The sequence below is a fragment of the Streptomyces sp. NPDC021225 genome, assembly GCF_044332865.1.
In the GTDB taxonomy this organism is placed as follows: Bacteria; Actinomycetota; Actinomycetes; order Streptomycetales; family Streptomycetaceae; genus Streptomyces.
Genome location: NZ_JBIRPV010000007.1, coordinates 445,768 through 466,883, shown reverse-complemented (window position 1 = coordinate 466,883; position 21,116 = coordinate 445,768). Strand labels below are relative to the sequence as shown.

Genomic DNA, 21,116 nt, shown 5'->3' with positions numbered 1-21,116 from the left:
TGGCGTGAAGAGCGTCGTGCATGATCCGCACTACGGCCCTTGGACGGTCGAGGAAGTTCTGGCCTTGGGGGAGGACTGTGGACAGGGGCGGGAACTGGTGGGAGATGCGCTTCTCCTGTCGCCGGCTCCGGGGACCAAGCACCAGCGGGCTTCGTCCCGTCTGTGGCGCTTGCTGGACGCTGCGGCCGAGGCGGCCGGTGCGCCGGTGGAGGTGCTGAAGATGATCAATGTGGTGCTGCCGGAGGCGCTGTTCATCCCGGACCTTGCCGTGGTGGATGCCGCAGCCACCTGACGCGGAGGCGGGGATCGAGTACCTGTGGCGGCTGGAGCTTGAGCCCATGCCCGCGCTGATCGTCTCCCAGCTGGAGAACGGCCGCTATGTGGAGCGGCTCGCGGCCGAGGCCGGGCACACCACGCTGATCGAGAAGCCGTTCCCCGTCGAGGTGGACCCCGGGGCGCTGGTCCAGCGCAAGCGCTGACGCGCTGACGGGCTACACCTCGCTCACGCTGAGTCGTCCGCCAGCTCGGCGACGCCTGTGATCCGGTGCAGCGGGTACGTGCGCACCTCGTCGGCCGTGTGGTCGTACGCCGTCACGAAGCCGCCCTCGACGCGCACCGGCGCGATGACGCGCTGGCTGGCCGCGCCGTCCGCGTTGACGTAGCCGATCCACACGGCCGAGCCGGTGAGGGCCGCGGCCTGCATGGTGGCGAGGGTGTCGGCGGAGGTGGTGCGGGGCAGCCGGCTGCCCGACGAGGCGGCCGCCGACACCGGCTTGTGGGGTGCCGTCGCGGCGCGGTCACCGGCGCGGATGGCGCGCACCGCCGCGCCCAGGAGCGTCTCGTCGGGCACCGGTGGGCCCTCCGGCACGGGGGCGGGGGCCGAGCGCGGCGGGGTGCGGTGGGCCTCGGCGCGCGTGATCAGCACATCGCCCTCGGCGGACTCGGCCGCCGGCGCGTACCCCATCGCGCGCAGGCCCTCCAGGAGCGCGTCCGGCGCCGCCTGCGCGGCCAGCACCGTCGGCGCGAGGCGGCGCAGCCGCAGGCCCGCCGAGCGGCGGTCGGCGAGGATCTCGGCCAGCAGGGCGTCGTCGTCGCAGCGCACATAGGCGGAGGCGGCGCCGACGCGCAGCCGGCCGTGTTTCCGGGCCACGTCGTCGATGAGGTAGGCGAGCGGCTGGGGCACGGGGGTGCGGGAGTGCTGCGCGAGGAAGGCGTGCAGGTCGGACGCCGCACGCCCGGCGTCAAGCGCGCGGCGTACGGAGGCGGGCGTGAAGCGGTAGACCGTGGCGCCGCCCTTGGACTCCACGTCGGCGAGGACGCCGAGCATCGCCGCGAGCGGCCGCTCCAGCGGGCCGGGCGCGACGGCGGTGAGGTCGGCCTGGAGGAGGACGTGGTCCAGCGGCTGGGGCAGCAGCGGCGCGAGCAGCCGCGCTGCCGCCGCCACGGCGGCAGCGGCCTCGGCCCCGGAGAGGGGTCGGCCGGGCGCGGGCGGGGCCTGCGGTTCCGCCGCGCCCGGCCCCGCCGGGGTGGCGGGGCCCGGGGGCCGCGCCCCGGGGCGGGTGCCGGTCGCCCGGTCGGCGGCCCGGCCCTCGGGCCCGGCGGCCGATGGCGCACCGGCTCGGCCTCCCGACCCGGGGGCGGGCCGGTCAGCGGCCCGTCCTTCGGCCTCGGCGGCCAATGGCCCGGCGGGCCGGTCCCCGGGCTCGCCGGCCTCGGCCTCGGCCTCGGCCTCGGCCTCGGCCTCGGCCTCGGCGGCCTGCGGTGCGAGGCCCTGGCCGACGGTGCCCCGGCTCCGCGCCCGTCCCCCGGGCTCGGTGGCCTGCGGTGCGGTGCCCCGGCCGCCGCCGCCTCGTCGGTTCTCGGCGCCGCCCGCCGCGGGGCCTGCCGGAGCCGGGACCGCGGGTGGGAGCGGGCCCAGAAGGGCGCGGGCGTGGGCGGACAGGGCGCCGCGGCCGGTGACGCCGAGCAGCTCGGCCTCGGTCAGCGTCCACTGGGCCAGCCGCGACCGCAGGTCCTCGCCGGGCGCGCCGCGGTGGGCCGGGCGCTCCCAGCGCAGCCGGGCCAGCAGCGACTCGGCGGCGGGCGAGGCACCGGGCGGGAGGGCGGCGAGGAGTTCGAGGACGCGGCGGCGCACCTCGGGGGCGGGGGAGCGGTCCAGCTCCGGGCCGAGGGCCGCGAGGGTGCGGCCCTTGGCGTCGCGGCCGCCGACCAGGCCGGGCGCGCGGGTCGCGGTCAGCCAGGCGGAGGCGAGCCGCGCCCAGCGCTCCTCGGCGGGCAGCCCCAGCCAGTCGTCGTAGGCGGGGGTGGGCACGTAGCGCTCGTCCGTCTCGCCGTCCGAGGCGACCAGCCCGGCCGCGTACGCCAGCTCGATCCAGAACGCGGCCAGCGGCTCGGTCGCGTCGAGCGCCGCGGCGGTCCGCTTGAGGTCCCGTACGCTCAGGCCGCCCGCGCGCAGGACGGCCGGGCCGGTGGCCCCCCACTGCCCCAGCAGCTCCTCGACCGTGGCCAGGGAGGTGTACGCCTGGCCCGCCGCCGTCGCGTCCACAGCCTGTGGATCGTGGCGCGCCGCGGGCGGGAGTGGCGGCGGCAGCGGCTCGGGCGCGCGGTGCGCGCGGCCGCCGCGCAGATGCAGTGCCACCTCGCGGGGCAGCACCACATTGCGCGACCCGGACGGCAGCAGCAGACCGCGGGCCAGCAGCCACTCGACGGGCGGGCTGGGCGCGGCGACGGACGCCTCCCCGTACGGCGGGCCCCAGGTCAGCTTGGTCAGCACCGCCGTCGCGGCGGCGGGGGCCCCGGCGAGCAGCGCCGCCATACGGGGGCGGTCGCCGAAGAGCGAGGTGAGGGCGGCGGCCGCGGTGACCGGGTCATGGGTCGGCGGCAGCCCGGCCGCCGCCAGGATCTCCTGGAGCCGCCCGGGGGACATCCCGGCCGTGGCCTCCGGGACGGTGGGGCCCAGGCCGGTCGGGGACGGGGTCGTGGGCGAGGGGGCCAGCAGCTCGCGAGCGGTGCGGACCAGGCGCAGCCGGTCGTCGCCGCCCCAGGCGAGCGCCTGGGCGCGCAGGGTGGCCACGGCGCGCGGGAGCTCGGCGAGGATCTGCTCGCGGGTCGCGGCGGGAGGCTCGTCCGGGGCGCCTTCGCGCGTCGTGCCGCTGGGTGCTGCGTCATCGTTTCCGGGGTCCCCCGGCCTGCTGTCGCCCGCCATCAGCGCGCTCAGCGTCTCGTACGGGCACGGGTCAGGCGCGACCGCCAGCGCCTCCGCCGTCTGGAGCGCGAACCGGTCCAGGCGCTCCACGGCCCGTACGACCGAGGCGCGGGTGCCCGCCCGGGTGGCGAGCTGGGTGAGGTCGCCCGGGACGGGGGACAGCAGGTCGGGGCGGGCGCGCAGAAGCGTGGCGAGGGCGTCGTCCCGGCGGGTGCGCAGCTCTTCGGCGAGCGTGCGCGGCGCTCCGCGGCCGCTGTCCCGTGAGCCGGTCTCTGCAGGCACGTGTGCCTCCCGATTCCGCGAACTGGTCATTCGATCCACAGTACCGGGGGCTGGTGACGAGCCGGAGATGCGGCGGCCCGCCCGTCCGGCGCGGTACCGTCGGGACGGTCTGATACGCCAGCGGTGTGCATTCTCAGGGGTCTTGGTGGGGATCGAGAGCGAACAGCTCGTCTACGACTATCTGAGCCGTGTCGGCGATCTGGCACAGCAACAGGGTCTGCCGTCCGGTGACCGGATGCGGCTGGTCGCCGAGTTGCGCGCCGACATCGACCAGAGACGGGGGTCCGTCGGCTCGGACAGCCCGGCCGGGGTGAAGCGGATTCTCGCCAAGCTGGGCACGCCCTCGGAGGTGGTGGCCGCCGCCGGGGGCCGCCCGCGCGAGGGGGACGTTCCGGGCGGGGGCACGGTGGGCGCCGGGGGCGCGGGAGGCGCCGACGGGGCGTACGGGAGCGCGCAGCCGCCGCGCGGCGCGGGCGCGGGCGGGGTGGCGCGCGCGGCGCGCGACAAGCTGTCCGGGCTCGCCGAGCGCAGCGGGCTGATCGGCAAGGTACCGACCCCGCGCGACGGCGACTCGCCGTCTCCTTCCACGTCCGACGGGGCATCCTCAGGCAAAGCTGACCAAGTTGACAGGCACGCGCTCCGGTCGCCCCCGGCCGCCTCGCCGCCGCATCTCGCGGGCGAGGACGAGCTCGGCCCCCGCGACTCCAACCCCGACTGGTGGCATGTCGAGCCCGGCCCGTTCGCCCAGCCGGAACAGCGCGACTCCCCGTTCGGGCAGGTGGAGGGGTTCGTCGGCGGCGTCGAGATCCCCGAACTGCTCGGCATGCCGGGCGAGACGGACAGGGAGACCGGGGAGGCCGCGGGCGAGGGCACGGAGCAGGACGCCGACGCGGGCGCCGAGGAGGCGGAGGCCGCCGGCGGCAAGGCGGCGCGGCGGCCCGGGCTGCTCCGCCGCGCGCTGCGGCGCGGCAAGAAAAAGGGCGGGGACGGGGGCGGGGAGGAGAAGGCGGGCCCCCTCAGCCTGCTGGTCCTTCTCGCGGCCGCGCTGCTCGTGGCCGGAGCCGCGCTGGGCAACCTCATCGTGATGGCCTTCGGCTGGGTGATCGCCTACTACACGCGCAAGCTGTCGCCCGCCGAGGCGAAGTGGGCCGTGCTGGGCATGCCCGGCCTGGTCGCGGCCGGGACCATGGCCTGGCTGTGGGGCCGGGCCAGCGGCAAATGGGGCGAGCAGATCCCCGAGAACGGCATGGGGGACGCGATCCAGGGGGCCTGGCCGGTCGTCGTGCGCGCCGCCGCGATCTCGTCGGCGCTCTTCCTCGTATGGCGCGCGAGGCGGCGGCGGAGCTGACCCCGGGCGGCCGGCCCTCCGGCCGCCGGGGCCCGCGGCGCGGAACGGGGCGCGGAACGGGCGGCGCGGGGGCCGAATGGGGCGCGGGGCACAATGTCGGGCATGCCTTCGTCTACGCCCCAGCATTCCGTGACGGTCGGTTTCGACCTCGACATGACCCTGATCGACTCCCGCCCCGGCATCAAGGCCGCCTTCGAGGCGCTCTCCGCCGCCACCGGCACCTTCGTCGACGCCGACCTCGCCATCACCCGCCTCGGCCCGCCGCTGGAGCAGGAGCTCGCGCACTGGTTCCCCGACGAGCGGATCGAGGAGATGGTGGAGATGTACCGCACGATGTACCCGGAGTACGCGATAGCCCCCACCCTTGCGATGCCCGGCGCCCGCGAGGCCATCGCGGCGGTGCGGCAGGCGGGCGGTCGCTCGGTCGTGGTGACGGCCAAGCACGAGCCGAACGCCAAGCTGCACCTGGCCCACCTGGGCATCGAGGCGGACGCGGTCGTCGGCTGGCTGTGGGCCGAGGCGAAGGGGGAGGCGCTGCGCGAGTACGGCGCATCGGTGTACGTCGGGGACCACACGGGCGACGTGCGCGGCGCGCGCACGGCGGGCGCGCTGTCCGTGGCGGTCGCCACCGGGCCGTGCGACGCGGAGGAGCTGCGGACGGCGGGGGCCGACGTGGTGCTCGACGACCTGACCGCTTTCCCGGCGTGGCTGGCGCGCCACCTGGAGGGGGGAACCCCGCGCTGACCTGGGCGGACGCCCGCCAGGGCGCCGCCCGGCGGGACGTCGCCCGGCAGGACGTCTAGGAGAGCGCCGACGGGGACGCCGACGGGGACTCCGCCTGCCCGGCCGGCCGGGAGGGCCGGTCGTCCTGGCTCGCCAGGGCGGCCGCGCGCCGCTGCGCCCCGATCGAGCGCACCAGACCCGCCGCGGCGAGCGCGAACCCGACGCCCATCAGCATGCACACGAAGTACGCGGCCGACGGCAGCGGGTGCAGGCCCAGGAAGAGCGGGGCCACGGTGACGAGAGTGGCCACCGCGCCCACGCCGAAGACGATCACGCCCAGGCGTACCAGCCGGTCACCGGGGAGGGGCGCCTCCCGGTCGTGGCCGGGGGAGGTTCCGGCGTGCGGGGTTTCATTGCTCACCGCACCAGGGTAGGTCCGAGCAGAGCGCGCGTAGGAACCACCACCCGGAACCACCCGGGTACGTCTTGTCACCAGGCTCCCGACCATTAGCCTTGGTGGTGGCGGGTCTTACGACCCGCTGTAGTGCTATCCAGAGCCGTTTTTAACGTGTTTTCCGACGAGTGACGAGGACGAGGACAGACGTGCCTACCGGCAAGGTCAAGTGGTTCAACAGCGAGAAGGGCTTCGGCTTTCTCTCCCGTGACGACGGCGGCGACGTCTTCGTGCACTCGTCGGTGCTCCCGGAAGGCGTGGACTCGCTGAAGCCGGGGCAGCGAGTCGAGTTCGGCGTCGTGGCCGGAAACCGTGGTGACCAGGCACTTTCGGTGACGGTGCTGGACCCCGCCCCGTCCGTCGCGGCCGCGCAGCGGCGCAAGCCGGACGAGCTCGCGTCCATCGTCCAGGATCTGACCACCTTGCTGGAGAACGTGACGCAGCAGCTGGAGCGCGGGCGCTACCCCGACAAGGCACACGGCAGCAAGATCGCGGGCATGCTGCGAGCGGTGGCCGACCAGCTCGACGTCTAGGCGAGACGTCCGGGGAACTCCAGCGCGTTGTCGCCGAGGGGCGGGACCAGCCCCTCGGCCGCCGCGCGTGTGAGCAGCCCGCGCACCGCGGCGTAGCCGTCCTCGCCGAGGTCGGCGGTGAACTCGTTGACGTAGAGCCCGATGTGCTGGTCGGCGACCGCCGGGTCCATCTCCTGCGCGTGCTCCAGGACATACCCGCGCGACGCCGCCGGGTCGTCCCAAGCCGCCCGTACGGACGTGCGGATGGTCTCGGCGACGGCCCGCAGCCGCTCGGCGCCCAGCGACCGCTTCGCGACGATCGCGCCGAGGGGGATCGGCAGGCCGGTGGTGCGCTCCCAGTGCTCGCCCATGTCAGCCAGGCAGTGCAGGCCGTACTTCTGATAGGTGAACCGGGCTTCGTGGATGACCAGACCGGCGTCCACCCGGCCGTCCCGCACGGCGGGCATGATCTGGTCGAACGGGAGCACGACGACCTCGCCCACCCCGCCCGGCACCTCGCCGGCCGCCCACAGCCGGAAGAGCAGATACGCCGTCGAGCGCTCGCTCGGCACGGCAACCGTCCTGCCCGCCAGGTCCTTTGCCCGCCCCGGCTCCTTGGTGAGCACCAGCGGGCCGCAGCCGCGCCCGAGCGCCCCGCCGCAGGGCACCAGCGCGTACTCGTCCAGGATCCACGGCAGGACCGCGTACGACACCTTCAGCACATCGAGCTCGCCGCGCTCCGCCATGCCGTTGGTGATGTCGATGTCGGCGAACGTGACATCGATCGGGGGTGCGTCCGGGACGCCACCGTGCGCCCACGCGTGGAAGACGAATGTGTCGTTCGGGCACGGCGAATACGCGATACCGAGCGGCTCGGGGGTCATCTGCTGGGTCCCTTCCAGAGTGGCGAGGGCGGGCGTCAGGTCGCGGAAGGCGCCCGCCAGGGCGTCGAGCGCCCCGCCGATCCGCCAGGCCGCGCGGTCGCGCGGGCCGACGGCGTTGGAGACCGCCCGCACCTCCAGAACGGGCACGCCGTGCGCGGCGGCCGCCTCGGCCACCCCGAACCCCTCCATCGCCTCGGCGGCGGCGCCCGGATGGCGCCGGAGCAGCTCGGCGGCGCGCCCGGCGCTGCCGGTCACGGTCGACACGGTGAGCACCGCGCCGCGCACCGCGCCGGTGGCCTCGGCCACGGCCCGTACGAGCGCGGGCTCGGGGAGGTGTTCGACGGTCCCGAAGCCGAGTTCGGTGACGGCGGCGAAGCCGTCGGGGGTCTCGGCACCCAGATCGGCCGCGACGATCGCCTCGGCGACGACGACGGAGCCCAGCGGCGCGGGGGCGAAGCCGCCGCCGATGCCGGCCGAGACGACGAGGCCGTAGGGCGCGCCGCCGAGCTCGGCGGCGGTCAGGGCGGCGGCGGTCGCCGCCGCCGCGGCGGCCGGGCCGACCCCCGCGGCCAGGGCGTCCACGGTGAGCGGGGGGCGGACGGCGCGGTGCGCCGTCCGTCCGCCGGGTACGGGGACCTCGGTTGCCTCGGTCGCCGTCGCGCCCGCGCCGCGCAGCACCGCGTCCCGCTCGGCGGGCACGGCGGTCACGACGAGTACGCGCATCAGCGGCTCCCGGATCTCCCGTCAGGCGTCGGTGTCAGACGTCGGTGTCAGGCGTCGGGTGTCAGGCGTCCCGCGTGATCTTGATCGGCCAGGCGCCCTTGATCCCGGTGCCCTCGCCGGTCTCCACGATCACGAGGGTCACGCTGTCGAGGGTGGTGGTCTGGCCGGTCTGCGGGTTCGTCTGCTGGAACAGCGTCTCGCTGTCGAGACTGCGGTACGTCTTCTTGGACTGGCCGCTGACGACGCCGCGGGCCTCGCTGATCACGATCCAGCCCGACTCGGCGATCTTCGGGTCCACGCCGACCCGCACCTTCTCGCCGGGGCTGACCTTCAGCGACTGCTCGGCCTTCTTGGTCAGGCACGCCGTGACCTGCTTCTCGGACTTGGCGACGACCTCGCCGTCCTTGTAGCAGCCCTTGGGGGCCTCGGTCGTCACGGTCTCCGAACCGACCGTGACCGTCGCCAGCGGGGTCGGCTTGTCGCAGGCGGAGAGGGCGACGAGCCCGAGGGACACGACACAGGCGGCGGTGGCGGCCCGTCGGCCCTTGCCCCTGGAAAACAGCGCAGCGGTCATGCGGGCAGGCTATCTGGCCGTCTCGGTCAAGCCACGCGCGGGTGTGTCGCTCCGTGCCGGGCGGCCGCCAGCAGCCCGCGTACGCTCGCCGCCGTGCCCAGCGCGATCATCGCCCCGGCGATCGACATGCCGAGCGCCCCGTTGAGCGGGACGGCGATGCCCACGGCCCCGCCGACGACCCACGCCAGCTGAAGCGTGGTCTCCGAGCGGGAGAAGGCGGAGGTACGGACCCGCTCGGGCACATCGCGCTGGATCAGCGCGTCCAGCGACTGCTTGGCCAGCGCCAGCGCGAACCCGGCGGTCGCGGCCACGGCGGCGACCATGACCGCGCTGTAGAGCGCCGCCGACGCGACGATCACCCCCAGGGCCGAGGTCAGCACCACCGCGATGATCCGCTCCGGTCCGCGCTCCCGCAGCCAGGCGCCGATGGCCGTGCCCAGCGCGTTGCCGCCGCCCCCCGCGACCGCGGCCACGCCGAGCGAGATCTCGGGGCTCAGCCCGCCCAGCGGGTGCTCGCGGAGCAGGAAGGCGAGGAAGAGGGTCAGAAAGCCGGACAGAGCCTTCAGCGAGGAGCAGGCCTGGAGGGCGTGCAGCACGGACGGGCTGACCTTGCGCAGGCTGACGCGGCGCGTGGCCTTGTCGCCCGCGTCCGCGTCCGCGCCTGCGCTCGCGCCTGAGCGCGCGGCCGCGTCGGCGGGGTCCGGGGCCGGGGTGTCGGTGGGGTCGGGGTCGGGGGCGGGTTCTGGGTCGCGGTGCGCGGGCTTCGGCAGGTGCAGATGGTGCTCGCCGGAGGTGAAGCGCACCCGGCCCTCGCCCTTCGCGGAGTCGACCTTGGACGGCAGCGTGAACGAGAGGAAGCCGCCCCCGGCGAACACCACGCACGCCCCGTACAGCGGCCAGCCCGGCCCGATCTGGTGCAGCCCGGCCCCGATGGGGGCCGCAAGACCGGTCGCCAGCAGCCCGGCGAGGGTGACCCGTGAGTTGGCCTTGACCAGTGAGAAGCGGGGCGGCAGCAGGCGGGGCACGACGGCGGAGCGCACCACGCCGTACGACTTGGAGGCCACCAGCACCCCCAGCGCCGCCGGATACAGCTCAAGACCGCCGCCCACGACCGCGCCCGCCATCGTCAGCGCGAGCACCGCGCGCGTGAGCATGGCGCCGGCCATCGCGGCGCGGCGGCCGTGCGGCAGCCGGTCGAGCAGCGGGCCGACGACGGGGGCGAGGAGGATGAAGGGGGCCATGGTGATGGCCAGGTAGAGGGCGACGCGCCCGCGCGCCTGGTCGGTCGGCACGGAGAAGAAGACGGTGGACGCGAGGGCGACGGTGATCAGCATGTCGCCCGCGGAGTTCACGGCGTGCAGTTCGATCAGCTTGCCGAGGCCGGATTCGCCGGCCCCGTGCGCGTGGGTGGCCCGGCGGATGCCCCTGCCGGTCGCGCTGAACGGGAGGTGCAGCGCCCGCCCGATCCGACGGCCTGACCGTCGGATCGGGCCGTCACCGATGAATCTCGCGACATCCACCCGACCATGTTGCAGCCAAGGCGGCCGATATGTGAGGCCCCCGGCCGCCATCCGGAACTAAGTCTTCCCTTTCAGTGATCTGTCAGTGATCCGTCGACGTCTGGTTCAACAGCCACGTCAGCCAGGCTTTTGGGGCGATCTCCGGTGGTCGTCCTGCGAGGTTGTTCCGAGGTTGTCCCGGGACGGGGGTGGGGCGGGATGGGCCGGACAGGGTAGCGTGCGTTACGCGCCACCGACGGTCGTTCTTGGCCACGCGCCGAGTCGCCATCCCTCAGAATGGGACGTACAAGGTGCGCCCGAGGCAGGATCGGGCGCGGACGTCGACGCGGCCCCATGGTCCGCTCCGTCCGTGGTCCCGCGTCCCGGCTGTGCGGCTGGCGCACTCGTCAGACGGCTGCGACGGCGTGGAAGAGAGAATCGATCCTGTGAGTGCTGCGATGCGAAGCCGTACCCCCGACCGCCTGTGCGCCGAGGCGGTCGAACTCGCGCGCGAGGCGGCCGCCGAGACCGCCAGCCCCGGCACGGTCGGCGCACATGTGCGCGTCGTGGCCGACGCGGACCGCGTCGTCACGCACCTCTTCGAGTGCCAGGAGATGGGCTATCGCGGCTGGCGCTGGGCGGTGACCGTCACCCGGGCCTCCCGCGCGAAGGTCGTCACCGTCGACGAGACGGTGCTCCTGCCCGGGCCGGACGCGCTGCTGGCGCCCGAGTGGGTGCCCTGGAGCGAGCGGCTGCGCCCCGGCGACCTGGGCCCGGGCGATCTGCTCCCCAGCGAGGCCGAGGACATGCGGCTGGAGCCCGGCTACTCGGGCGAGGACACCCCGCTGCCGAACTCCGTCGTCTCGGAGGAGATGCAGCAGCTCGCGGCGGTGGAGGACGCCGATGTGACAGCCGGCGCGCCCGCCGCGCAGGAGGCGGCGCCCGCGGTCGGCAGCATCGGGTCCGTCGCCGAGGAGCTGGGCATGCGGCGCGCCCGCGTGCTGTCCCGCTACGGGCTGCATGGCGCGGCGGACCGCTGGGACGACGCGTTCGGCGCCCGCACGCCGATGGCGCAGGCCGCCCCCGCGTCCTGCCTGACCTGCGGCTTCCTGGTGCCGATCGCGGGGTCGCTGCGGCAGGCGTTCGGGGTCTGCGCGAACGAGTTCAGCCCGGCCGACGGGCGGGTGGTCTCCCTGTCGTACGGCTGTGGGGCGCACTCCGAGGCCGCCGTCATGCCGAAGCCGCCGCGCCCGGCGCTGCCGGTGATCGACGAGACCGTCGTCGAGCCGCTGCCGCTGCGGGGGCCCGCGGAGCGGGCCGAGGGCTCGGTGGAGGCTGACACTCCGGCGGAGGAGCTCGGGCACTCCTGAGCGGGTGCTTGCTCTGCTCCTGAGGTGCTCTTCCTGAGCTTTGTGGTGCGTGCGCCTGCTGTGCGTGCGGGGTGCGGGGGCGGGGCCTTACGGAGCTGTCACCCTGGACCGCATATGTACGGCGCCGGTGCCCGGAAGCGCGGGGAACTTCGCGCCACAAATATTTCCCCTGGCCTTCGGCATGGGGGACCCCAAGCGACAGGGCACCACCCCTGCACCCCCACCCCCTCACCTCTCGTCGGCGGCTCCCCGCGGCGCAGGATGGTGAGGAGGGCGGCGCGAGATCGGGAGCGAGGTGGCGGTACGTTCGGCGAACAGCAGTGGGGAAGGCGGGCCGCGGGGGAACCCTGAGGCGCGGGTCGCGTTCCCCGTTCGGACCCAGACCAGGACCCCGGAGGCGACACGTGAGCAGCACGGCGATGGTGCGAGGCGCGACGGAGGACGCGGATCCGTTCGGGACCGCGCGGCTGCGGCGCGGCGTGCTGGACGCCTGGGCCGCGTCTCCCGCGAGGTTCCGGGAGGACGCCAACGCCGAGGAGGACCTGGCGCTGGGCGGCCACCGTGATCGCCTCGTGGTCGAGCTGGCGCAGAACGCCTCGGACGCCGCCGCCCGGGCCGGCGTGCCCGGCCGGCTGCGGCTGACCCTGCACCCGGCGCGGGACGGCGAGCCCGCCGTGCTGGCCGCGGCCAACACCGGGGCGCCACTGGACGCGGCCGGCGTGGAGTCGCTGTCGACGCTGCGGGCGTCCGCGAAGCGCGACACCGCCGGGTGGGAGGACGCCGCCGTCGGCCGGTTCGGGGTCGGCTTCGCGGCGGTGCTCGCGGTCAGCGACGAGCCCGCGGTCGTGGGCCGCTCGGGCGGCGTGCGCTGGTCGCTGGCGGAGGCGCGGGAGCTGGCGCAGCGCGCGGCGGAGGCGAACCCCGGCCTCGGGGACGAGCTGCGCCGCCGCGACGGGCACGTACCGCTGCTGCGCCTGCCGCTGCCCGCGGAGGGCACCGCGCCGGACGGGTACGACACGGTGGTCGTGCTGCCGCTGCGCGACGGCGCCGCGCAGGACGTGGTGGAGCGGCTGCTGGGCGGTGTCGACGACGCGCTGCTGATCACCCTGCCGGGCCTGGCCGAGGTCGTGGTCGAGACGCCCGAGGGCGTACGGACGCTGCGGCAGACGCGGGCAGAGGGGGCGGGTCCGTACACGGTCGTCGAGGACAGCCGTGCGGGGGTCCGCAGGTGGCGGACCGAGACCGCGGGCGGCCCGCTGGACGCCGCGCTGCTCGCCGACCGCCCGGTGGAGGAGCGGCTGCGGCCGGTGTGGTCGGTGACCTGGGCGGTGCCGGTGGACGCCGAGGGCGCCCCGGCGCGGCCGGACACGGCCCCGGTGGTGCACGCGCCGACGCCGACGGACGAGCCCCTGGGCGTGCCCGCGCTGCTCATCGCCTCCTTCCCGCTGGAGCCCACCCGCCGCCACACCGCCCCGGGGCCGCTGACGGACTTCCTGGTGGAGCGGGCAGCCGAGGCGTACGCGGCGCTGCTGCGCGACTGGCACCCGGTGGGGGTCGGGACGATCGACCTGGTGCCCGGCCCGCTGGGCCGGGGGGAGCTGGACGGCGAGCTGCGCCGGCGGATCCTGGAGCTGCTGCCGCGCGTGCCGTTCCTGCCCAGCGCCGCCGCCCCGGCGGGCAGCGAAGAGGCTGGCGCCGGGGCTGTCGGGACGGAGACGGGCTGGCTGGGCTCGCCGGACGCGCTGGGCCCGGACGCCGCGCAGGGCGGTCCGGGGAACCCGGGCGCCGAGCCGTGGGACGACGACATCCTGGTCGGCGGCTCCGACAGCGAGCCGTACGCGCTGCGGCCCCGGGACGCCGAGATCCTGGAGGGCGCGGGCGCCGAGACGGTCGGGGTGCTGGCCGAGCTGTTCCCCACGCTGCTGCCCGCCGGTCTCGAACGGCGGCAGGAGCTGCGGGTGCTGGGCGTGGCGCGGGTGCCGCTCGGCGAGGTGATCGACCGGCTCGCGGGCGTCGAGCGCGCCCCCGCGTGGTGGCGGCGGCTGTACGACTCGCTGGGCGGCACCGACCCGGACCGGCTCAGCGGGCTGCCGGTGCCGCTGGCGGACGGGCGTACGACCATCGGGCCCCGGCAGGTGCTGCTGCCGCTGCCGGGCGAGGGCGAGGAGCCGGGCGACGACCGGCACCGCACGCTGGCGCGTCTTGGCCTGAAGGTCGCCCATCCGGACGCCGCCCACCCGCTGCTGGAGAAGCTCGGCGCGACCCCCGCGACCCCGCGCGCCGTGCTGACCACCCCTCAGGTGCGGGCCGCCGTCGCCCACTCGCTGGACGCGGAGGACGAGTACGACCCGTTCGCGGAGGACGAGGGCGCGCCCGCCGCCGCGCTCGGCCCCGACACGCTCGCCGAGACGGTTCTCGGCCTCGTCCAGCAGGCCCGGCTGGCGCCCGGCGACGAGCCGTGGCTGGCCGCGCTGGCGCTGCCCGACGAGGACGGCGAGCCGGCCCCCGCCGGGGAGCTGGTCTTCCCCGGGAGCGCCTTCGAGCAGGTGATGCGAGAGGGCGAGCTGGCCGCGTGCGACGCCGAGCTCGCCGAGCGCTGGGGCGAGGAGACGCTGGCGGCGGTCGGCGTGCTGGCCGGCTTCACGCTGGTGCGCGCCACCGATGTGGTCCTGGACCCGGACGAGCTGGAGCCGAGGGAAGGGGACTTCGCCGAGCCCGACGACGTGGGCCTGCTGGACGCGGTCGACGTGTGGTGCGAGGACGTCCTGGACCGGCTGCCCGAGACCCCGGTGCCGCCGGTGGCCACCGAGATCGTCGCCGTGCGGGACCTTGACCTGGTCGACGACGACGCCTGGCCCAGGGCGCTGGCGATGCTGGCGCAGCCGCCGCTGCGCGACGCGCTCACCGCGCCGGTGCGGGTGCTGCTGCCCAACGGCACGACGGAGATCGTGCGCTCGTACACCGCCTGGTGGCTGCGCGGCCACCCGGTGCTGGACGGGCGCCGGCCGGCGGGGCTGCGCGCGGCCGGGGGCGACCCGCTGCTGGTCGGCCTGTACGAGCCGGTGGACGCGGCCGGGTTCGAGGACGAGCAGGTGCTGCGGGCGCTGGGCGTACGGACCTCGGTCGCCGCGCTGCTGGACGAGCCGGGCGGGGCGGCGGAGCTGCTGGCCAGGCTGGCCGACGAGGACCGCCCGGTGACCCCCGCCCAGCTGCACGCCATCTACGGGCTCCTGGCCGACCTGGACCCCGAGCAGGTGACCCTGCCGGACGAGCTGCGCGCCGTGGCCGACGGCGAGGCGCGCGTGGTCGACGCGGGGGAGGCGCTGGTCGCGGACGCGCCGGACCTGATGCCGCTGGCCGAGGCGGAGGGGCGGGCGCTGCTGCCGGTGCGGCCCACGCGGGCGGCGGACGTGGCGGAGCTGTTCCAGGTGCGGCGGCTCAGCGAGGCGTACCCGGCCCCGGTCGTCTCCGAGGGCGAGTCGCACGAGGTCCCGGCGGCGGTGCGCGAACTGCTGCCGGGCGCCCCGCTGTCGTACGTCGAGCACGAGGAGCTGCTGGTAGAGGGCGGCACCGAACTGGACTGGCGCTATGCGGACGGCACCCTGCACGCCTCGACGCTGGAGGGCGTGGCGGCGGGCCTGGCCTGGGCGGCAGGACAGTGGGCGCGCCGCTTCGAGGTGGCGGCCCTCCTGGAGGACCTGACCCGCACCGAGGAACTGGCCCGGGCCCGCTGGTTCGACTGACGCACCCCGGCTTACCCCTTGCGCCCGACCCCCGCGTAGATCCACAGATCCGTCGACTCCGCCTCGGCCCGCTCCCGCTCGCTCCCGGGCCTCCAGCGGTGCGGCATGACCACGCCCGGCTCGACGAGCTCCAGCCCGTCGAAGAAGGCCGTGACCTCCTCCAGGGTGCGCCCCTGCACATGGATGCCGCTCGCGCGGTAGAGCTCGGTGACCGCGTCGGAGAGGCCGGGGCGGGGGTCGATCGCGCCGTGCGAGAGGACGAGGTAGCTGCCCGGCGCCAGCGGGGCGAGCAGCCGCTCGACGATTTCGTAGGGCTTCTGGTCGTCGCCGATGAAGTGCATGAGCGCGTTGAGGGACAGCGCGACCGGCTGGTCCAGATCCAGCGTGGCGTGCAGCTCGTCGGCGGCGAGGATGGCCTCGGGGGCGGTGACGTCGGCGTGGAGGTAGGCGGTGCGCCCTGCACGGCTGGACAGCATCAGCGCCTGTGCGTGGGCCAGGACGATGGGGTCGTTGTCGGCGTAGACGACCCGGGAGGCGGGGGCCGCCTGCTGCGCCACCTGGTGCAGATTGGGCTCGGTGGGGATGCCGGTGCCGATGTCCAGGAACTGGCGGATGCCCGCCTCGGTGGCCAGCCAGCGGGTGGCGCGGTGCATGAAAGACCGGTTGGCGCGGGTCCACGGTATGACGTCGGGCCAGACGGCCTCGACCTGTTCGGCGGCCCGGGCATCGACGGAGTAGTGGGTCTTCCCGCCGAGGAAGTAGTCGTACATACGGGCCGAGTGCGGCTTGCTCGTATCGATTTGGTCCGCTCGAAAACCATGACCGGTCATGAAGCCCACATTACCGGCCAGTTGGCATACGAAGGTGAGCAATCGTCGCACCAGTAGAGAACCGTGGCGGCACTGAAACCTGCGTCACCGACAGCGAGGGCGGTTCCTCCGGGCTCAGGGCTCGCGGGAGCGGCGGATGGCTGCCTCCCGGGCGCGGACGTACCAGATGCCGATCAGTCCGAGGCCGCCGCCGGCCAGGCAGGTCCACAGCCACCACGCATGGCCGTGGTCCGCGTACCAGCTGTAGAAGGGCAGCTGGACCAGGAAGAGGACGAACCACACGATCGTGCCGCCGGTGATGGTGGCGACGACATTGCCCTCAAGGGGCGCCGGGGCCTCGTGTTTGGGGGTCCACTTCGTCATGAGCACAGCTTACGGGCCGGGTGCGGGGGCGGCGGGAGCGCGGTCCCTCCACCCGGCCCGGTCGCTTGCCGTCACCAGTCGTCACTGATCATCCGGGATTGGCGTTTTTGCACTTCATGTATTCATACTGAATCGGTCCGGGTCTGGCTGGAATGTCTTGTCTGATCATCCAAAATGGCCCGTTGGTTGTCTTCACGCACCTTTGAGGTACCTCATGACCCCCTCGGCCACCGCGCCGGCCGACGCCACGCAGCAGGCTCCGGCACCCCCCAAGAGCGGCCTGGACAGGTTTTTCCGGATCAGTGAGCGGGGGTCCTCCATCTCCCGGGAGGTCCGCGGCGGTCTGGCGACCTTCTTCGCGATGGCGTACATCCTCGTGCTGAACCCGATCATCCTCGGGGCCGGCGAGGACAAGTACCACCACCATCTGGACAACGCCCAGCTCGTCACCGCCACCGCCCTGATGGCCGGCCTGACCACCCTGCTCATGGGGGTCATCGGCAACGTCCCGATCGCGCTCGCCGCCGGGCTCGGCATCAACGCCGTGGTCTCGCTTCAGCTCGCGCCCAAGATGAGCTGGCCGGACGCCATGGGCATGGTGGTCCTCGCGGGCCTGGTGCTGATGCTGCTGGTCGCCTCCGGGCTGCGGCAGCGGGTGATGGACGCGATCCCGGGCGGGTTGCGCCGGGCGATCGCGATCGGCATCGGGCTGTTCATCGCCCTGATCGGCCTGGTCGACTCGGGCTTCGTCACCCGTAACCCGGACAAGGCCGAGACCTCCGTGCCCATGGCCCTGGGTGTCGCGGGCAGGCTGCACGGCTGGCCGGTGCTGGTCTTCGTGCTCGGGCTCGCGCTCACCTTCGTGCTGGTCGTCCGCAAGACGCGGGGCGCGATCCTGATCGGCATGGCGACCATGACGGTGGTCGCGGTGGCGATCAACGCGGTGGCGAACATCCCGGACCTGAGCTGGGGGCTGACCGTCCCCAATGTGCCGGACAAGGTGGTTGCCACCCCGGACTTCGGCCTGATCGGTCACATCAGCCTGTTCGGCGGCTTCCATGAGGTGGGCATTCTCACCGGCTGTCTGTTCGTCTTCACCGTGCTGCTGTCCGGCTTCTTCGACGCCATGGGCACGATCATCGGCGTCGGCGAGGAGGCCGGGCTCACGGACGAGCGGGGCCAGCTGCCGGGGATGGGCCGGATCCTGATGGTGGACGGTGTGGCGGTCGCGGGCGGCGGCTTCGGCTCGGCCTCGGCGAACACCTGCTTCGTGGAGTCCACGGCGGGGGTCGGAGAGGGCGCCCGCACCGGCTTCGCCAACGTGGTGACCGGCGGGCTCTTCCTGCTCGCGCTGATCTTCACCCCGCTGGCCAAGGTCGTCCCGTCGCAGGCCGCGACCCCGGCGCTGGTCGTCGTGGGCTTCCTGATCATGGCCGCGAACGTCAAGGAGATCGACTGGAGCGACTTCACGATCGCGGTCCCGGCGTTCCTGACCATGGTGTCGATGCCGTTCACCTACAGCATCACCAACGGGATCGGCCTCGGCGTGCTGTCGTATCTGCTGCTGCGGATCGCGACCAAGCGGACACGGGAGGTGCCGTGGCTGCTGAGCGCGGTCGGGCTGTGCTTCCTCGTCTACTTCCTGCTGGACCCGATCCAGCAGGCGATCGGAACCGGCTGAGGCCGTCACGCGGGCCGGGCCGGGGAGCCGGCCGCGCGGCCGGGGTCAGGTGGTCCGGCCGTAGAAGCGCTCCGTCTCGTCGACGGAGGTCTTGAAGCGTTCGTCGAAGTCCTCGCGAATGAGCGTCCGGATGACATAGTCCTGGACGCTCATTCCGCGTTTTGCGGCATGCTCCCGGATCCGGTCCAGCAGCTCACCGTCCATCCGTAGGCTGAGCACTTTCGATCCCATACGGGTCAGAGTCCCCGTGACATAGGTCTCGTCGCGTCACTTTCCGGAGTGGACTCACTCGTATGGGTGAAAATGCAATAGAGCCGTAACGCGGGTTTTCATTAGACGAGGTAATGAGTTATGCTAAAGACCATGCCGGATCTGTCCCATGATGGCGATGCGGACACAGCCGCGGTGAACTCGCTGCGATCCGCCGTGATGCGACTGTCCCGTCGGCTCAAGCACCAGCGCGTCGACGAGTCGCTCAGCCCTACCGAGATGTCGGTGCTGGGCATTCTGGCCCAGTGCGGCTCCGCCACCCCAGGTGAGCTGGCCCGCAAGGAGCATGTCCAGCCGCCCTCGATGACCCGCATCGTGGCGCTGCTCGAGGCCAAGGGACTGGTCAGGCTGGAGCCGCACCCCGAGGACCGGCGGCAGAAAGTCGTCTCGCCGACCGAGCGGGCAGAGGCCATGCTCGAAGAGAGCCGCCGCAGGCGGAACGCATGGCTGGCCGAGCTGGTCGGCGGGTTGAGCGAGGAGGAGTGGGCCGCGCTGCGGGCCGCCGCGCCGGTCCTGGAGAAGCTCGCGCACATGTGAGAGAAGACGAGCCCGCCTAGGAGGCGAACGCACTTTGAGTACGGGACCCGGAGCAGATTCCGCACCCGCACCCGATATCGACCCCGCGACCGACCCCACTGGTGACGCCGCAGCCGGGCGCACCAGGGGCGGGACCTTCAGTTCCCTGAAGGTCCGGAACTACCGGCTGTTCGCCACCGGTGCCGTGATATCCAACACGGGCACCTGGATGTCGCGTATCGCCCAGGACTGGCTCGTCCTCAGCCTCACCGGCTCCTCGACCGCCGTCGGTATCACCACCGCGCTCCAGTTCCTCCCGATGCTGCTCTTCGGCCTGTACGGCGGCGTCATCGCCGACCGCTACCCCAAGCGGCGGCTGCTGATCCTCACCCAGGGCGCCCTCGGGCTGTGCGGGCTCGCGCTCGCCGCGCTCACGCTCAGCGGCCAGGTGCAGGTCTGGCACGTCTATCTGATCGCGTTCCTGCTCGGCATGGTCACGGTCGTCGACAACCCCACGCGCCAGGCGTTCGTGGTCGAGATGGTCGGCCCGAAGGACCTGCGCAACGCGGTCAGCCTGAACTCCGCGAACTTCCAGTCCGCCCGGCTGGTGGGCCCCGCGGTCGCCGGTGTGCTGATCACCGCCGTCGGCAGCGGCTGGGCCTTCCTGCTCAACGGGCTGTCGTTCGGCGCCCCGCTCATCGGCCTGCTGATGATGCGCCCCGGCGAGCTGCACAAGGTCGAGCGCGCGCCGCGCGGCAAGGGCCAGCTGCGCGAGGGGCTGCGCTATGTCGCCGGGCGCCCGGACCTGATCTGGCCCATCGTGCTGGTCGGCTTCATCGGCACCTTCGGCTTCAACTTCCCGATCTGGCTCAGCGCCTTCGCCGACGACGTCTTCGACGCGGGACCGGGCACCTACGGCCTGCTCAACTCGCTGATAGCGGTCGGCTCGGTGACCGGCGCGCTGCTCGCCGCCCGGCGGACCGCGACGCGGCAGCGGGTGCTGGTCGGCGCGGCGCTGATGTTCGGCCTGCTGGAGGTCGCGGCGGCGCTGTCCCCGGCCTTCTGGCTCTTCGCTGCGCTCATGGTGCCGATCGGGATCTTCTCCCTGACCTTCAACGTGACGGCGAACTCCAGCGTCCAGCTGGCCACCGACCCCGCGATGCGCGGCAGAGTGATGAGCCTGTTCATGATGGTCTTCGTCGGCGGCACCCCGGTCGGCGGCCCGCTGGTGGGCTGGGTGACCGACACCTACGGCCCGCGGGTCGGCTTCGCGGCGGGCGGGCTGGTCTCCGCGGCGGCCGCGGTGGTGGTCGGTCTGGTCCTCGTACGGGCGGGCGGACTGCGGGTGAAGGTCAATCTGCGGCCGGGGCGCCCGCACATCGCCTTCGTGCCGCGCACGCCGGAGAGCCAGGAGGCGTCGCTGCCCGCGGCGGTCTGACCCCGGGCGCGCCGGGCGGGCCGGGCGGGCCGGGCGGTTGCTGCGCGAGACTGGGCGGGTGAGACTCTTCGCCGCTGTGCTGCCCCCCGAGGCGGCCGTCGCCGAGCTCGCCGCCCGGGTCGCCGCGCTGCGCGGGCTCCCGGGCGCGGACGGGCTGCGCTGGACCGAGCGCGCGGGCTGGCACTTCACCCTCGCCTTCTTCGGCCGGGTCGACGAGAGCGTGCTGCCCGAGCTGCACGAGCGGCTGGGGCGGGCGGCCCACCGCCACCCGCCCCACGAGGTCCGGCTCGCGGGCGGCGGCCGCTTCTCCGACAAGGTGGTGTGGGCCGGCGTCGAGGGCGACCGGGCGACCCTGGGCCACCTGGCCGACTCCGCCGAGGCCGGGGCCCGGCGGGCCGGCCTCCACATGGACCGGCACCGCCCCTACCACGCCCATCTCACGCTCGCGCGCTGCCGCGGCGGCGCGGACCTGAGGCCGTATGTGGCGGGGCTCGAGGACTTCGAGGGCAGCGCCTGGACGGTGACCGAGCTCAGCCTGGTGCGCAGCCATCCGCCGACGCCCGGGGTCGCGGGCGCGCACCCCCGCTACGAGGTGGTGGCCGCCTGGCCGCTGGGGCGCTGAGCGGTCCCGTTACCCTCGAGGCGTGGACCCGAAGACCAGGAACCTGATCATGAGCGGTGCGCTCGTGCTGATACTCGTC

At 74.2% G+C, this 21,116-nt stretch carries 19 protein-coding genes and 1 pseudogene; 11 read left to right on the top strand and 9 right to left on the bottom strand.

The annotated features are described in order from the left end of the window. Positions 1-4: 4 nt before the first annotated feature. Together ACH4S9_RS30890 and ACH4S9_RS30885 are read left to right on the top strand one after the other, a co-directional pair. The gene (locus ACH4S9_RS30890) at positions 5-292 is read left to right on the top strand and encodes a hypothetical protein (protein WP_398374769.1); all 288 of its coding nucleotides are present in this window, start codon (positions 5-7) and stop codon (positions 290-292) included. After that, positions 276-479: a hypothetical protein gene (locus ACH4S9_RS30885; RefSeq protein ID WP_398374767.1), complete on the top strand. Its 204-nt coding sequence runs from the start codon at positions 276-278 to the stop codon at positions 477-479. Before ACH4S9_RS30890 ends, ACH4S9_RS30885 begins: the two co-directional genes overlap by 17 nt. Before the next feature lie 23 nt (positions 480-502). Here the strand turns inward: ACH4S9_RS30885 and ACH4S9_RS30880 are convergent, their stop codons facing one another. After that, positions 503-3,517, bottom strand: a complete 3,015-nt coding sequence (locus ACH4S9_RS30880; RefSeq protein ID WP_398374765.1) for a helicase-associated domain-containing protein — start codon at positions 3,515-3,517, stop codon at positions 503-505. A 115-nt stretch (positions 3,518-3,632) separates the two neighbouring features. Between ACH4S9_RS30880 and ACH4S9_RS30875 the strand changes: the two genes are divergently transcribed. Next, positions 3,633-4,835: a hypothetical protein gene (locus ACH4S9_RS30875; protein ID WP_398374763.1), complete on the top strand. Its 1,203-nt coding sequence runs from the start codon at positions 3,633-3,635 to the stop codon at positions 4,833-4,835. 93 nt (positions 4,836-4,928) lie between these two features. Continuing rightward, the gene (locus tag ACH4S9_RS30870; protein ID WP_398374761.1) at positions 4,929-5,579 is read left to right on the top strand and encodes an HAD family hydrolase; all 651 of its coding nucleotides are present in this window, start codon (positions 4,929-4,931) and stop codon (positions 5,577-5,579) included. 55 nt (positions 5,580-5,634) lie between these two features. On the opposite strand, the gene ACH4S9_RS30865 is transcribed toward ACH4S9_RS30870, so the two are convergent. Continuing rightward, the gene (locus ACH4S9_RS30865; protein WP_394816750.1) at positions 5,635-5,979 is read right to left on the bottom strand and encodes a hypothetical protein; all 345 of its coding nucleotides are present in this window, start codon (positions 5,977-5,979) and stop codon (positions 5,635-5,637) included. Positions 5,980-6,161: 182 nt separating this feature from the next. Here ACH4S9_RS30865 and ACH4S9_RS30860 point away from each other — a divergent pair, with 182 nt between their 5' ends. After that, positions 6,162-6,545, top strand: coding sequence for a cold-shock protein (locus ACH4S9_RS30860; protein WP_311724449.1), 384 nt, complete (start codon positions 6,162-6,164; stop codon positions 6,543-6,545). Here ACH4S9_RS30860 and ACH4S9_RS30855 read toward each other — a convergent pair. The 4 genes and pseudogenes from ACH4S9_RS30855 to ACH4S9_RS30840 all read right to left on the bottom strand — a co-directional run bounded on the left by ACH4S9_RS30855 (position 6,542) and on the right by ACH4S9_RS30840 (position 10,225). Then, positions 6,542-7,408 (bottom strand): 1,4-dihydroxy-6-naphthoate synthase, encoded by an 867-nt coding sequence (locus ACH4S9_RS30855; protein WP_398374900.1) that lies wholly within the window; start codon positions 7,406-7,408, stop codon positions 6,542-6,544. The two genes, ACH4S9_RS30860 and ACH4S9_RS30855, sit on opposite strands and share 4 nt — an antisense overlap. Before the next feature lie 39 nt (positions 7,409-7,447). Then, positions 7,448-8,131: pseudogene (locus ACH4S9_RS30850) on the bottom strand (futalosine hydrolase); the annotation flags it as partial. A 61-nt stretch (positions 8,132-8,192) separates the two neighbouring features. After that, the gene (locus tag ACH4S9_RS30845; protein ID WP_311724448.1) at positions 8,193-8,705 is read right to left on the bottom strand and encodes a hypothetical protein; all 513 of its coding nucleotides are present in this window, start codon (positions 8,703-8,705) and stop codon (positions 8,193-8,195) included. Between the two features lie 26 nt (positions 8,706-8,731). Further along, entirely contained in the window at positions 8,732-10,225 is a 1,494-nt protein-coding gene (locus ACH4S9_RS30840; protein ID WP_398374758.1) for an MFS transporter, read from the bottom strand. Positions 10,226-10,662: 437 nt separating this feature from the next. Here ACH4S9_RS30840 and ACH4S9_RS30835 point away from each other — a divergent pair, with 437 nt between their 5' ends. Beyond that, positions 10,663-11,574 carry a DUF3027 domain-containing protein gene (locus tag ACH4S9_RS30835; protein ID WP_398374756.1) on the top strand — a complete coding sequence of 304 codons (912 nt, stop codon included), beginning with the start codon at positions 10,663-10,665 and terminating at the stop codon, positions 11,572-11,574. A gap of 419 nt (positions 11,575-11,993) precedes the next feature. Beyond that, positions 11,994-15,317 (top strand): sacsin N-terminal ATP-binding-like domain-containing protein, encoded by a 3,324-nt coding sequence (locus ACH4S9_RS30830; protein WP_398374898.1) that lies wholly within the window; start codon positions 11,994-11,996, stop codon positions 15,315-15,317. Between the two features lie 11 nt (positions 15,318-15,328). On the opposite strand, the gene ACH4S9_RS30825 is transcribed toward ACH4S9_RS30830, so the two are convergent. Together ACH4S9_RS30825 and ACH4S9_RS30820 are read right to left on the bottom strand one after the other, a co-directional pair. Further along, on the bottom strand, positions 15,329-16,147 hold the full coding sequence (locus tag ACH4S9_RS30825; RefSeq protein ID WP_311724440.1) for an SAM-dependent methyltransferase: 819 nt from the start codon (positions 16,145-16,147) through the stop codon (positions 15,329-15,331). A gap of 114 nt (positions 16,148-16,261) precedes the next feature. Further along, positions 16,262-16,510, bottom strand: a complete 249-nt coding sequence (locus tag ACH4S9_RS30820; protein WP_311724439.1) for a DUF2530 domain-containing protein — start codon at positions 16,508-16,510, stop codon at positions 16,262-16,264. A gap of 214 nt (positions 16,511-16,724) precedes the next feature. Here ACH4S9_RS30820 and ACH4S9_RS30815 point away from each other — a divergent pair, with 214 nt between their 5' ends. Further along, the gene (locus ACH4S9_RS30815; protein WP_398374753.1) at positions 16,725-18,191 is read left to right on the top strand and encodes an NCS2 family permease; all 1,467 of its coding nucleotides are present in this window, start codon (positions 16,725-16,727) and stop codon (positions 18,189-18,191) included. Between the two features lie 45 nt (positions 18,192-18,236). Here the strand turns inward: ACH4S9_RS30815 and ACH4S9_RS30810 are convergent, their stop codons facing one another. After that, positions 18,237-18,422, bottom strand: a complete 186-nt coding sequence (locus ACH4S9_RS30810; protein WP_352130292.1) for a ribbon-helix-helix protein, CopG family — start codon at positions 18,420-18,422, stop codon at positions 18,237-18,239. 132 nt (positions 18,423-18,554) lie between these two features. Here ACH4S9_RS30810 and ACH4S9_RS30805 point away from each other — a divergent pair, with 132 nt between their 5' ends. Genes ACH4S9_RS30805 through thpR form a run of 3 tightly spaced genes read left to right on the top strand, consistent with a single transcriptional unit; the run spans position 18,555 to position 21,037 of the window. Continuing rightward, positions 18,555-18,998: a MarR family transcriptional regulator gene (locus tag ACH4S9_RS30805; RefSeq protein ID WP_311724436.1), complete on the top strand. Its 444-nt coding sequence runs from the start codon at positions 18,555-18,557 to the stop codon at positions 18,996-18,998. Between the two features lie 34 nt (positions 18,999-19,032). Beyond that, on the top strand, positions 19,033-20,415 hold the full coding sequence (locus ACH4S9_RS30800; protein ID WP_311724435.1) for an MFS transporter: 1,383 nt from the start codon (positions 19,033-19,035) through the stop codon (positions 20,413-20,415). 58 nt (positions 20,416-20,473) lie between these two features. After that, a complete protein-coding gene (thpR, locus tag ACH4S9_RS30795; protein ID WP_398374750.1) occupies positions 20,474-21,037 on the top strand; it encodes an RNA 2',3'-cyclic phosphodiesterase in 564 nt (187 codons plus the stop codon). The last annotated feature ends 79 nt before the right edge of the window (positions 21,038-21,116 follow it).

Coding starts and splice junctions, on each gene's coding strand:
- ACH4S9_RS30885 (WP_398374767.1), top strand. CDS start 276: ATGCCGCAGCCACCTGACGCGGAGGCGGGGATCGAGTACCTGTGGCGG.
- ACH4S9_RS30880 (WP_398374765.1), bottom strand. CDS start 3,517: ATGACCAGTTCGCGGAATCGGGAGGCACACGTGCCTGCAGAGACCGGC.
- ACH4S9_RS30870 (WP_398374761.1), top strand. CDS start 4,929: ATGTCGGGCATGCCTTCGTCTACGCCCCAGCATTCCGTGACGGTCGGT.
- ACH4S9_RS30855 (WP_398374900.1), bottom strand. CDS start 7,408: ATGACCCCCGAGCCGCTCGGTATCGCGTATTCGCCGTGCCCGAACGAC.
- ACH4S9_RS30845 (WP_311724448.1), bottom strand. CDS start 8,705: ATGACCGCTGCGCTGTTTTCCAGGGGCAAGGGCCGACGGGCCGCCACC.
- ACH4S9_RS30835 (WP_398374756.1), top strand. CDS start 10,663: ATGCGAAGCCGTACCCCCGACCGCCTGTGCGCCGAGGCGGTCGAACTC.
- ACH4S9_RS30830 (WP_398374898.1), top strand. CDS start 11,994: ATGGTGCGAGGCGCGACGGAGGACGCGGATCCGTTCGGGACCGCGCGG.
- ACH4S9_RS30825 (WP_311724440.1), bottom strand. CDS start 16,147: ATGACCGGTCATGGTTTTCGAGCGGACCAAATCGATACGAGCAAGCCG.
- ACH4S9_RS30820 (WP_311724439.1), bottom strand. CDS start 16,510: ATGACGAAGTGGACCCCCAAACACGAGGCCCCGGCGCCCCTTGAGGGC.
- ACH4S9_RS30815 (WP_398374753.1), top strand. CDS start 16,725: ATGACCCCCTCGGCCACCGCGCCGGCCGACGCCACGCAGCAGGCTCCG.
- ACH4S9_RS30810 (WP_352130292.1), bottom strand. CDS start 18,422: ATGGGATCGAAAGTGCTCAGCCTACGGATGGACGGTGAGCTGCTGGAC.
- ACH4S9_RS30805 (WP_311724436.1), top strand. CDS start 18,555: ATGCCGGATCTGTCCCATGATGGCGATGCGGACACAGCCGCGGTGAAC.